This is a genomic window from Variovorax sp. Soil_C_17 (assembly GCF_057657265.1).
Window position 1 is genome coordinate 1,399,834 of record NZ_JBDGIT010000001.1, and the last position, 10,755, is coordinate 1,410,588.

Consider the following 10,755-nt stretch of genomic DNA (forward strand, 5'->3'; position numbering starts at 1 on the left):
AGCGATGAGCGAATCCCCGGGGCTCTGGCGCCGGAGCGGCGTCGACCTGCGCCTGCTCCTGATGTGCGCGCTGCTGGCGATCATGGCGGTCGTCTTCCACTGGCTCTCGGGCGGCATCTTCCTCACGCCCGAGAACCTCTACAACATCGCGCAGCAGACCGCGGTGGTGGGCATCGTCTCCACCGTGATGGTGCTGGTCATCGTGGCCCGCCACATCGACCTCTCGGTCGGCTCGGTGATGGGCTTCGTCGGCGTGCTGGTGGCCTACCTGCAGTACACCTCGGGCTGGTCCTGGCCGGCCTCCTGCCTGGCGGGACTGGCGGTGGCGCTGCTGGTCTCGCTCTACCAGGGCGGGCTCACCGCGATGCTGGGCGTGCCCTCCTTCGTGGTCACGCTGGGTGGGCTGATGTCCTTCCGCGGCGCCGCCTTCCTGGTGGCCGACGGCAAGACGCAGCCGGTCAACGACGAGTTCTTCCAGCGCCTGGGCGGCGGCTACGACGGCGGCATCGGCACCACGGCCACCTGGGCGCTGGCCGCGGGGGTGGCGCTGGTGCTGTTCGCGCGCATGCTGCAGCAGCGCCGCGCGCGCCAGCGGCACGAGATGCCGGTGGAGCCGCTGTGGCTCGACGCCCTGCTCACGGCGGTGCCGGTGGTGGTGGTGTTCGCCTTCGCGGCGACCATGAACAGCTACCAGATCTCGTCCAAGACCGAGCCGCAGGGCATTCCCGTTCCCGTGCTGATCTGGGCCGTGGTGGCGGTGGTGCTGTCCTTCATCGTCCACCGCACGCGCTTCGGGCGCTACGTGTTCGCCATGGGCGGCAATCCCGATGCCGCGGCGCTGGTGGGCATCCCGGTCAAGCGCGTGACCTTGCTGCTGTTCGCGCTGCTCTCGGTGCTGGTGACGGTGGCGGCCGTCGTCTCGATCGCGCGGCTCAACGCCGGCACCAATTCGCTGGGCTCGGGCATGGAGCTCTACGTGATCGCGGCCGCGGTGATCGGCGGCGCGGCACTGGCCGGCGGCAGCGGGTCCATCTTCGGCTCGGTGCTGGGCGCGCTGATCATGCAGTCGCTCGACAGCGGCATGCTGCTGCTCGACGTGGCGATCGGCAAGCGCATGGTGATCATCGGCCAGGTGCTGATCGTGGCCGTGGTGTTCGACGTGCTGTACCGAAAGCGCTTCGGGGAGGCTCGATGAGCGCGGCTCCTCCTCTCGTCGAGCTGCGCGAGATCCGCAAGTCCTTCGGCGGCGTGAAGGCGGTCGATGGCGTCAGCGTCAACCTCTACCCCGGCGAGGTCGTCGCAGTGCTGGGGCACAACGGCGCCGGCAAGTCCACGCTGATGAAGATGCTCGCAGGCGCCTACCCCGTCGACGCCGGCGAGATGTGCATCGCGGGCCGGCAAGTCCACATCCGCACGCCCTCGGAAGCGCAGGCGCAGGGCATCGAGACCATCTACCAGACCCTGGCCCTGGCCGACAACCTCGACGCCGTGGCCAACCTGTTCCTGGGGCGCGAGAAGCTCACGCCCTGGCGCACGCTGGACGACCACTTCATGGAGAACGAGGCGCGCAAGGTCTTCCGCCGCCTCAACAAGAACTTCACCAACATCCGCGTGCCGGTGCGGCGCCTCTCGGGCGGCCAGCGGCAGGTGGTGGCGATCTCGCGCGCGCTCTACTTCAACGCCCGCATCCTGATCATGGACGAGCCCTGCGCCGCCCTCGGGCCGGAGGAGACGGCGATGGTCGGCGCGCTGGTCAAGCAGCTGAAGGCCGACGGCGTGGGCATTTTTCTGATCACGCACGACATGCCGGATGTCTTCGGCCTGAGCGACCGTCTCGCGGTGATGAAGAACGGGCGCCTGGTCGGCACCTACCGCACCGCCGACGTGAACGAGGACGAGGTGCTCGGCATGATCATTGCGGGCAAGCGGCCCGAGGGGAAGGCGCAGGCCGAGCACGCTTCGGGATGACGACCCTCGGCGACCAGCAACTGGTCAAGCGCATCAACCGCAGCGTGCTGCTGCGCCTGCTGCGCGCCAGGCCGGGCCTCTCGCGAGCGAGGCTGGCGGACGAGAGCGGGCTCACGAAATCCACCGTCAGCCTGCTGGTGCGCGAACTGCTCGAAGACGGCTGGCTGCATGAAGCCGATGCCGCCGTGGCCGACGGCCTCGGGCGGCCCTCCATCCCCTTGCAGATTCACGCCGGCGTGCGGGCCCTGATCGGCGTCGAGATCGCGGTCGAGACCTTGCGCGTCGTGTCCGTCTCGCTGCTGGGCGAGCTGCTCCATTCGGAGGCCCAGCCCCTGCGCGAGCAGGCGCCGCGCGCCGTCTGCGTGCAGGTCGCAAGCATGGTGGCCGCCGCGCACCGGCATCTGCTCGCCACGGGCCTGAGCGCCTCGGGCATCGGCGTCGGCGTGCCCGGGGCGGTGGACGACGCGACCGGCCAGGTCCGCTTCGCGCCCAACCTCGGTTGGCGCCGGGTGAGCTTGCTGCCCGGCCTGGTCCAAGCGCTGGCGCGGGAGGGCATCGAAGACGTGCCGGTGCAGCTGCAGAACGACGCCGATGCGGCGGCGCTGGGCGAATACGAGTTCGCCGGCGGCGAGGGCGCGGACCCGCTGGTCTTCGTGAGCTGCGACGTCGGCGTGGGCGCCGGAGTGGTGCTCAACGATCGCCTTTTCACCGGCGCGCACGGCATGGCCGGCGAAATAGGCCACACCATCCTGCAGGTGGACGGGCCGCTGTGCTCCTGCGGCCGCCGCGGTTGCGCCGAGGCCTTCCTCGGCTCGCGCGTGCTCGGCGGCAGCGCCGATGCCGCGCCGCGCGGCGCGGCCTTCCTGGGCGTGCTGCTTCAGAACCTGTGGGTCACCTTCGAGCCGCGCGCGATCGTGGTCGGCGGCCACTCATGCCAGGCGCATCCGCGGCTGTTGCCCGGTGCGATCGAGGTGGTGCGGCGCTATGCCGGGAGTGCCGGCATGCAGGCGCCGGTGGTGCGCGGTGCGCGCCATGGAGAGTGGGCGCCGGCGGTCGGAGCGGCGGCACTCGCATTGCACGAGTACCTGCGGCCGCTCCATCCCGATTCGAAGGCGCGGCGCGCGCGCGCCGCAGCCTCCGCCAAGCTGCATCAGTCCGCGTAGACCCCCGCCGCCTTGATGATCGGGCTCCACTTGGCGATCTCGGCGGCAACGAACTTCTTGTGCTCGGCCGGCTCGACGCGGCTGTCGCTGGCGACCACGGCGCCCAGGCCTTCCTGCTTCTTGATGAAGTCCGGGTCTTTCAGCGCGACCTTGAGCGCGTCGTTGATCTTCTTGGTGACGGCCGGCGGCGTGCCCTTGGGCGCGTAGAGGCCGTGCCAGATCGTGACCTGGAAGTCCTTCAGCCCCGATTCCTGCAGCGTGGGCAGGTCCTTGAGCAGCGGCGTGCTCAGGCGCTTCGAGGTGGTCACGGCGTAGGCCTTGACCTTCTTGGCCTCGATCTGCGGCGAGGTGTTGGTGGTCTGGTCGCACAGCAGGTCGATCTGGCCGCCGATCAGGTCGGTGATGGCGGGGGCCGTGCCCTTGTACGGCACCGGCGTCATCTCGGTCTTGGTCGCGCTCTGGAACAGCAGGCCGCACAGGTGCGAGGCCGAGCCCACGCCCGCGTTGCCGAGGTTGATCTTGCCCTTGTTCTCGGCGAGCCAGGCCGTCAGCTCCTTGTAGTTGTTGGCCTTCATCGTGGGCTTGGCGATCAGCGTCATCGGCACGTCGTTGACGATGCCCAGGTACTCGAAGTCGCTCTCGACCTTGAAGGGCACATTGCGCACCAGCGTCGGGACGGTCGCCATGCCGATGTGGTTCAGCAGCAGCGTGTAGCCGTCGGGTGCGGCGCGCGCCACCTTGGCGGCGCCGATGGAGCTGCCGGCGCCGGGCACGTTGTCGACCACGATGCTGACGCCCAGTGGCTTGCGCAGGGCCTCGGCCAGGTCGCGCGCCACCCGGTCGGTCGGGCCGCCGGCGGCGAAAGGCACCACGATGCTGATGGGCTTGCTGCCCGGGAAGTCCTGGGCATGGGCGCCTGCGGCTGCGGCGGCAATTGCCGTGAGGACGAGCAGTTTCTTCATGATCTCTCTCCGTGTTCAATCCAAGTCAAGGGGCCGCGATCTTATCGCCCGCCGTTGGGCGGCGACTACCGAAATGCCCTTAGGAAATCTTCCGCGACGTTTCCTCCCGCCGGCCTATCGGTCCCGCGTGCGGTTGTAGACCGGGCCCGGGCCGACCGCGATCGGCGGGCCCGCGTCGTTGGCCGCCCAATTCGGCGTGCGTGCCGACTCGTAGAGCGGGCCTGGGCCCGGCGCGATCGGCGGTCCCGGGTCGTCACGCCCCGATGACGAACTGCCCGGCGAGCTGAAGTTGTAGACCGGCCCGGGACCGGGTGCGATCGGCGGCCCGCCATCGCCACGGATCGAAGCGGTCGCGCGCGGCGTTGCTTCCACGGGCACCGGGCGGCGGCCGATCGGCGTGCCGGGATCGTCGCGGGTCCAGCCCGGCGGGCGGATCCACGGCGTTGCAGGTGCGGCCGCAACCGGCGGCTCCGGATCGCTCCAGGCCGCCGTGCGCGGCTGCCGAACCACCGGAGGCGGCTCGTCGCGCTTGCGTTCCGGCGCCGCGGCCGAGGCGGTGCGGGGGGCCGGCGCTGCCGCGGGCGGCTCCGTCCGCGCCGCTGCCGGCGAAGGCGGTGCGGACTTCTCCGGCGCGGCCGACTTCGCGAGTGCGGCCTGCTTCTCGGGCGTGGCGGCCGCGGGCGCTGCCGCCTTGGCGGACTCTCGCCTGGACGGGCCCGGCGCAGCAGGAGCTGCCGGCGCAGGCACCGACGACGCCTGCGAAGGCGTCGTGGCCGAGCTCGAAGTCGCCGTGCTCGGAGCCGCCGGCGCCGTCGGCGGCTCGTCCGAAGCCGGCTTGCGGTCCTCCAGCGTCAGCGCCGCCGTCACCTGGTTCAGGAAAGGCGGGTCCGCCAGCTGGCGCGTGACATACAGATACCAGCCGATGAAGCCGATCCCCATCGCCAGCCCCAGTAGCGCCAGGCGCAGCCAGAAGCCCGCCGTTTCCGCCGGCAGCAGCGCCAGCGGATCGTCGCGGCGCCAGACGCGGGCCGAACGGGCGGGCGCGCGCGGGTGCGCCTGGTTGAGGGTCTCGAGGGCCGAGGGTCCCGTGGCCACGAAACCGGGCAGGCGGCGCGCGCAGCCGATGCAGAACTTCGCGTTCTCCCGGTTCTCGCTTCCGCAAGCCCCACAAAGGACGGGCATGGATGAATTCCTCCGTAATCGCCAGAAGCCACCCACTGTCCACGCGAACGCGTGCCTGTCTGTCGGCCGTTTCCTACCCAATGCTTCGGAGATTGGCGCTTGCCAGCCGTCCGCACCACCGGCGCCCCCCCGTTGTGGCGGATCGCCTTGGCTTGCAGGTGAGCGACCCCACACTTGCCGATTTGTCCGACACGGGGAGGCGACACAGGCCCATCCGTCGGCGCGCGGAGGGCCTTAGCGTGAAATCTCCACTTGCATGAAAGGACCTCCCATGATCAAACGCCAGCTCGAGGGCATGAAGGTTGCCATCCTCGTGACGGACGGCTTCGAGCAGTCCGAGATGATCGAGCCGCGCCGCGTGCTCGATGCCGCAGGCGCGGACACCAGCCTTGTATCGCCAAAGAAGGGCGAAGTGCGCGGCTGGAAACACCACACGCCGGCCGACCGCTTCGAGGTCGACATCCCGCTCCAGCAGGCGGCAGCCCACGAGTACGACGCATTGGTCCTGCCGGGCGGCGTCATGAACCCCGACGCGCTGCGCATCGAGGAACAGGCTGTGGCCTTCGTGCGCGATTTTGTCAAGGCCGGCAAGCCCATCGCCGCGATCTGCCACGGCCCATGGACCTTGATCGAGGCGGACGCCGTCAAGGGACGCACGATGACCTCGTGGCCGTCGTTGCGCACGGACCTGCAGAACGCAGGCGCCAAGTGGGTCGACCTGGAGGTGGTGGCCGACGGGCCGCTGATCACGAGCCGCAAGCCCGCGGATCTGCCGGCTTTCAACAGGGTGATGGTGGAAGCGTTCGCCGGCGTGCACGCGCACGCCTGAGGCCGCGAGTGCGATCGACAAAGGCCGAAGCTACTTGTAACTGCGCGCGTCCTCGATCACCTTGCCGTCGTTGGGCAGGCTGCCGGGCTCCATCAGCTCGACCTCCCCGCGCAGCTTGGTGACATCACGCACCGCCTCGGCAACGCGGCGGGCGAGGCCCTCCGGCTCCGAGGCGCATTCGAGCCTGAGCGTCATGCGGTCCTCGCCCATCTCGCCCTCGACCACCAGCCGTGCGCGTTGCACCTCGGGAAAGCGCCGCGCGATCTCCGCCACCTGGCTCGGATGCACGAACATGCCGCGCACCTTGGTGGTCTGGTCGGCCCGGCCGAGCCAGCCCTTGATGCGGGTGTTGGTCCGCCCGGTGGGGCATTGGCCCGGCAGCACGGCCGAGAGGTCGCCGGTGCCGAAGCGGATCAGCGGGTAATCGGGGTTGAGCGTGGTGACGACGATCTCGCCCACCTCGCCCTCGGGCACCGGGTCGCCGGTGCCGGGGCGCACGATCTCGACGATCACGCCCTCGTCGAGCACCAGGCCTTCGCGTGCCGCGGTCTCGTAGGCGATCAGGCCCACGTCGGCCGTCGCGTAGCACTGCAGGCCGGTCACGCCGCGTTCGGCGATCCAGTCACGCAGGCTGGGCGGAAAGGCTTCGGCCGAGACGAGCGCCTTGGTCAGCGAGGCCAGGGCGATGCCCCGCTCGGCCGCTTTCTCGAGGAGGATCTTCAGGAAGCTCGGCGTCCCGGTGTAGCCCGCGGGCTTGAGCTCGGCGATCGCGTCCACCTGCTGTTCGGTTTGACCGGTGCCGGCCGCGAACATCGTGCAGCCCAGGGCGCGCGCCCCGCTTTCCATGATCGCGCCCGCCGGCGTCATGTGGTAGCTGAAGCTGTTGTGCACCAGATCGCCGCTGCGAAAGCCCGCGGCATGGAGCGCGCGTGCCGTGCGCCAGTAGTCGCTCGCCTCGCCTTCGGGCTCGTAGATGGTGCCGGGGCTGGCGAACACGCGCAGCATCCGCGGGCCGAAGCGAATGGCGGAGAAGCCGCCGAAGGCATCGCGCGCGCGCTCGGCCTTCTGCCGCTCCAGCAGCTCGTGCTTGCGCGTGACGGGCAGCCGGGCGAGCGCCTCGCGGCTGGTGATGTCAGCGGGCTTCACCCCGTCGAGGATGTTCGCGAAGGCGGGAGCGGCGGTCTGGGCCTGGGCAATCTGCTTCGGCAACGCAGCCAGCAAGTCCTGCTCGCGCTCCGCCGGGTCGCGCACCTCCAGCTTGTCGTAGAACGCCGTCATGCCAGCCACCTCTTGCGGCGCTTGTAGCTCTTCACGTCGCGGAAGCTCTTGCGGTCCGCGCCGCCCACGCCCAGGTAGAACTCCTTGACGTCCTCGTTCTCCCGGAGGCTGTGCGCCTCGCCGTCCATCACGATGCGGCCGTTCTCCAGGATGTAGCCGTAGTCGGCATAGCGCAGCGCCATGTTGGTGTTCTGCTCGGCCAGGAGGAAGGTCACGCGCTCCTTCTGGTTCAGGTCCTTCACGATGCCGAAGACCTCCTCCACGATCTGCGGTGCCAGGCCCATCGAGGGCTCGTCGAGCAGCACCATGCTGGGGTTGGCCATCAGCGCGCGGCCGATGGCGCACATCTGCTGCTCGCCGCCCGAGGTGTAGGCCGCCTGCGAGGTGCGCCGCGTCTTCAGGCGCGGGAAGTAGGCGTAGACCTTCTCCAGCGTCTGCGCCACTGCGGCCTTGCCGTCGGTGCGGGTGTAGGCGCCGGTCATCAGGTTGTCCTCGATGGTGAGGTGGGCGAAGCAGTGGCGGCCCTCCATCACCTGGATCAGCCCGCGCCGCACCAGCTCGGCCGGCGACAGCGCCTCGATGCGCTCGCCGCGCAGCGTGATGTTGCCCTTGGTCACCGCGCCGCGTTCGCCCGCGAGCAGGTTCGAGACCGCGCGCAGCGTGGTGGTCTTGCCGGCGCCGTTGCCGCCGAGCAGCGCCACGATGCCGCCCTCGGGCACCTGGAGCGAGACGCCCTTGAGCACCAGGATCACGTGGTTGTAGATGACTTCGATGCCATTGACGTCGAGGAGGATGTCGGCTTGCTTCATGGTTGTGTGTGGAGCATTTGGAAGCCCGGCGGCGCCGCGCTTCCAGATGCCGGCTCCGCAGAGCCGGGATCGTTCACGCCTCGTTCAGGACTGGCAGTCTTCCGGCGGCCGCGCGCTGAGCTTCTTCTCGGCCGCGTACTTGGCCGCGGTGGAGCGCACCAGCGGCTTGATCACCTGCTCGTCGCCCTGCAGCCAGTCGGAGGTGAAGTTCCACTTCGTGCCGTCCCAGGTGTGGATGCGCGCCCACGACGCCCCCATGTGGTCGGTGCACGAGGTGCTGATCGGCCGCATCACGCCGGCGAAGCCCAGTGCATCCAGCTTGGCCTGCGTGAGATTCAGGTTCTCCAGGCCCCAGCGCACCTGCTCGCCGGTCACGACCTTGCCCTTGCCGAAGCGTTCCTGCGCGGCGCGGATGCCTTCCACGCCGAGCATCGCGCTCATCGCGCCGCGCATGTAGAGCACCTGGCCCACCTCGGTGCGCGGGCCGGTGCCCTGGCCCTTGTCGTGCACCATGGTCAGCACGTCCTTGACCAGCTTGGACTGCGGCTCCGCGCCGTGCTGCATGGTCACGGCGTTGTAGCCCTTGGCGCCGTCGCCCACGTCCTTCACGTCGGGCTCGGCGCCGGCCCACCACACGCCGTACATCTTCTCGCGCGCATAGCCGGTGGCCTGGGCTTCTTTCAGCGCGGTGGAGTTCATCACGCCCCAGCCCCACAGCAGCACGTAGTCGGGCCGGTTCTGGCGGATCTGCAGCCAGGTGGCTTTCTGCTCCACGCCGGGTGCGGTCACGGGCAGCAGCTGCAGGTCGAAGCCGTGCAGCTTGGCGCGCTCCTGCAGCAGCGGGATGGGCTCCTTGCCGTAGGGGCTGTCGTGGTAGACCAGCGCCAGCTTCTTGCCCTTGAGCTTGTCCAGGCCGCCCTCCTTCTTGGCGATGGCCTGCAGGATCGCATCGGAAGCCACCCAGTAGGTGCCGGCGATCGGGAAGTTCCACTTGAACACCGTGCCGTCGGCGCTCTCGCTGCGGCCGTAGCCGATGGTCACCACCGGGATCTTGTCCACCGGCGCCTTTTCGGTGATGGCGAAGGTCGCGCCGGTCGACAGCGGCTGCACGAACGAGGCCCCCTTGCCCTTGAGCCGCTCGTAGCATTCCACGCTGCGCGCGGTGTCGTAGCCGGTCTCGCACTCCTCCCAGCTGAGCTTGACCCCGTTGAGGCCGCCGCGGGCGTTCACCAGCTTCAGGTAGTCCACATAGCCATTGGCCCACGGCGCCCCGTTGGGCGCGTAGGCGCCCGTGCGATAGGACAGCACCGGGATGAACTGCTCCTTGGTCTGCGCGACGGCGGCCAGGCAGGCCATGCATGCGGCTGCTGCGATGATGGAATTGACGAGTCTCATTGAATGTCTCCTTGAATCGGTTCTTGGGTGCGGGGGACTCTGCGAAGTGCGAAATTGCGGTACTGCGATATCAATAAGGGAAGGGCCACAGCCGAAGCTTCTGCTTGGCGGTGGACCACAGCCGTGCCAGCCCGTGCGGCTCCACGATCAGGAACCAGACGATCAGGCCGCCGAAGATCATCAGCTCGGCATGCGCGATGCCCGCGGTCGAGATCTCGATGCCGAACAGCCCGGCCAGCAGCGGCAGGAACTGGTTGAGCGCGATTGGCAGGATCACGATGAAGGCCGCGCCGAAGAAGCTGCCCATGATCGAGCCCAGCCCGCCGATGATCACCATGAAGAGCAGCCGGAAGGAGTAGTCCACCGAGAAGGCCGAGGGCTCCCACGCGCCCAGGTAGATGAAGGCCCACAGCGCGCCCGCCAGCCCGATGATGAAGGAGCTCACGGCGAAGGCGCTGAGCTTGGCGTACATCGGGCGGATGCCGATCACCGCGGCGGCCACGTCCATGTCGCGGATCGCCATCCACTCGCGCCCGATGGCGCCGCGCACCAGGTTCTTGGCCATCAGCGCGACCAGGGCCAGCACGACCAGGCAGAACAGGTACTTGCTCACGGCGCTCTCGATCGGCAGCCCGAACACCTGCAGGTTCGACACCGCCACCGAGCCCGAGGGCGTGTCGAGCGTGAACCACTTGATGCGCAGGAACATCCAGTCGGCGAAGAACTGCGCCGCGAGCGTGGCGACTGCCAGGTACAGGCCCCGCACGCGCAGGCTCGGCAGCCCGAACAGGATGCCGAAGACGGTGGCGCACAGCCCGCCGAGAATCAGTGCCGGGATCAGCGGCATGTTCGGAACGCGGGCGAAGAAGTTGTAGGCGCCGTAGGCCCCCACCGCCATGAACGCGCCCGAGCCCAGCGAGATCTGGCCGCAGTAGCCCACCAGGATGTTCACGCCCACCGCGGCCAGCGAGAAGATCAGGAAGGGGATCAGGATGGCGCGGAACAGGTAGTCGCTCGCCAGCAGCGGCACGCCGACGACGGCGAAGGCCAGCAGCAACATGATGAACACCCGGTCCTGCAGGATCGGGAAGATCTGCTGGTCGGCGCGGTAGCTGGTCTTGAACTGGCCGTTTTCGCGGTAGAGCATGTGAAATCCGATGGTCCTGAGC

At 69.2% G+C, this 10,755-nt stretch carries 10 protein-coding genes; 4 read left to right on the forward strand and 6 right to left on the reverse strand.

Annotation, left to right across the window (positions count from 1 at the left end; translation table 11 throughout):
- Positions 1–4: 4 nt before the first annotated feature.
- Genes AC3A6Y_RS06805 through AC3A6Y_RS06815 form a run of 3 tightly spaced genes read left to right on the forward strand, consistent with a single transcriptional unit; the run spans position 5 to position 3,131 of the window.
- Positions 5–1,195 carry a sugar ABC transporter permease gene (locus AC3A6Y_RS06805; RefSeq protein WP_487867432.1) on the forward strand — a complete coding sequence of 397 codons (1,191 nt, stop codon included), beginning with the start codon at positions 5–7 and terminating at the stop codon, positions 1,193–1,195.
- Positions 1,192–1,968 (forward strand): ATP-binding cassette domain-containing protein, encoded by a 777-nt coding sequence (locus AC3A6Y_RS06810; RefSeq protein WP_487867433.1) that lies wholly within the window; start codon positions 1,192–1,194, stop codon positions 1,966–1,968. Before AC3A6Y_RS06805 ends, AC3A6Y_RS06810 begins: the two co-directional genes overlap by 4 nt.
- On the forward strand, positions 1,965–3,131 hold the full coding sequence (locus AC3A6Y_RS06815) for an ROK family transcriptional regulator (protein WP_487867434.1): 1,167 nt from the start codon (positions 1,965–1,967) through the stop codon (positions 3,129–3,131). The genes AC3A6Y_RS06810 and AC3A6Y_RS06815 overlap by 4 nt, the downstream gene beginning before the upstream one ends.
- On the opposite strand, the gene AC3A6Y_RS06820 is transcribed toward AC3A6Y_RS06815, so the two are convergent.
- Together AC3A6Y_RS06820 and AC3A6Y_RS06825 are read right to left on the reverse strand one after the other, a co-directional pair.
- Positions 3,119–4,093, reverse strand: coding sequence for a tripartite tricarboxylate transporter substrate-binding protein (locus tag AC3A6Y_RS06820; protein ID WP_487867435.1), 975 nt, complete (start codon positions 4,091–4,093; stop codon positions 3,119–3,121). The genes AC3A6Y_RS06815 and AC3A6Y_RS06820 overlap by 13 nt on opposite strands.
- Positions 4,094–4,207: 114 nt before the next feature.
- A complete protein-coding gene (locus tag AC3A6Y_RS06825) occupies positions 4,208–5,275 on the reverse strand; it encodes a zinc ribbon domain-containing protein (protein WP_487867436.1) in 1,068 nt (355 codons plus the stop codon).
- A 271-nt stretch (positions 5,276–5,546) separates the two neighbouring features.
- Between AC3A6Y_RS06825 and AC3A6Y_RS06830 the strand changes: the two genes are divergently transcribed.
- Complete coding sequence (locus tag AC3A6Y_RS06830) at positions 5,547–6,104, forward strand: type 1 glutamine amidotransferase domain-containing protein (RefSeq protein WP_487867437.1); 558 nt, start codon at positions 5,547–5,549, stop codon at positions 6,102–6,104.
- Between the two features lie 30 nt (positions 6,105–6,134).
- On the opposite strand, the gene AC3A6Y_RS06835 is transcribed toward AC3A6Y_RS06830, so the two are convergent.
- The 4 genes from AC3A6Y_RS06835 to AC3A6Y_RS06850 all read right to left on the reverse strand — a co-directional run bounded on the left by AC3A6Y_RS06835 (position 6,135) and on the right by AC3A6Y_RS06850 (position 10,733).
- A complete protein-coding gene (locus AC3A6Y_RS06835) occupies positions 6,135–7,382 on the reverse strand; it encodes a phenylacetate--CoA ligase family protein (protein ID WP_487867438.1) in 1,248 nt (415 codons plus the stop codon).
- Positions 7,379–8,191 carry an ABC transporter ATP-binding protein gene (locus tag AC3A6Y_RS06840; protein WP_487867439.1) on the reverse strand — a complete coding sequence of 271 codons (813 nt, stop codon included), beginning with the start codon at positions 8,189–8,191 and terminating at the stop codon, positions 7,379–7,381. The genes AC3A6Y_RS06835 and AC3A6Y_RS06840 overlap by 4 nt, the downstream gene beginning before the upstream one ends.
- Before the next feature lie 84 nt (positions 8,192–8,275).
- Complete coding sequence (locus tag AC3A6Y_RS06845) at positions 8,276–9,586, reverse strand: ABC transporter substrate-binding protein (protein WP_487867440.1); 1,311 nt, start codon at positions 9,584–9,586, stop codon at positions 8,276–8,278.
- Between the two features lie 70 nt (positions 9,587–9,656).
- A complete protein-coding gene (locus AC3A6Y_RS06850) occupies positions 9,657–10,733 on the reverse strand; it encodes a branched-chain amino acid ABC transporter permease (protein ID WP_487867441.1) in 1,077 nt (358 codons plus the stop codon).
- Positions 10,734–10,755 lie beyond the last annotated feature (22 nt).

Bases quoted from the DNA above. Each gene is read 5' to 3' on its own strand.
- AC3A6Y_RS06805 (WP_487867432.1), top strand. From the start codon at position 5: ATGAGCGAATCCCCGGGGCTCTGGCGCCGGAGCGGCGTCGACCTGCGC.
- AC3A6Y_RS06810 (WP_487867433.1), top strand. From the start codon at position 1,192: ATGAGCGCGGCTCCTCCTCTCGTCGAGCTGCGCGAGATCCGCAAGTCC.
- AC3A6Y_RS06815 (WP_487867434.1), top strand. From the start codon at position 1,965: ATGACGACCCTCGGCGACCAGCAACTGGTCAAGCGCATCAACCGCAGC.
- AC3A6Y_RS06820 (WP_487867435.1), bottom strand. From the start codon at position 4,093: ATGAAGAAACTGCTCGTCCTCACGGCAATTGCCGCCGCAGCCGCAGGC.
- AC3A6Y_RS06825 (WP_487867436.1), bottom strand. From the start codon at position 5,275: ATGCCCGTCCTTTGTGGGGCTTGCGGAAGCGAGAACCGGGAGAACGCG.
- AC3A6Y_RS06830 (WP_487867437.1), top strand. From the start codon at position 5,547: ATGATCAAACGCCAGCTCGAGGGCATGAAGGTTGCCATCCTCGTGACG.
- AC3A6Y_RS06835 (WP_487867438.1), bottom strand. From the start codon at position 7,382: ATGACGGCGTTCTACGACAAGCTGGAGGTGCGCGACCCGGCGGAGCGC.
- AC3A6Y_RS06840 (WP_487867439.1), bottom strand. From the start codon at position 8,191: ATGAAGCAAGCCGACATCCTCCTCGACGTCAATGGCATCGAAGTCATC.
- AC3A6Y_RS06845 (WP_487867440.1), bottom strand. From the start codon at position 9,586: ATGAGACTCGTCAATTCCATCATCGCAGCAGCCGCATGCATGGCCTGC.
- AC3A6Y_RS06850 (WP_487867441.1), bottom strand. From the start codon at position 10,733: ATGCTCTACCGCGAAAACGGCCAGTTCAAGACCAGCTACCGCGCCGAC.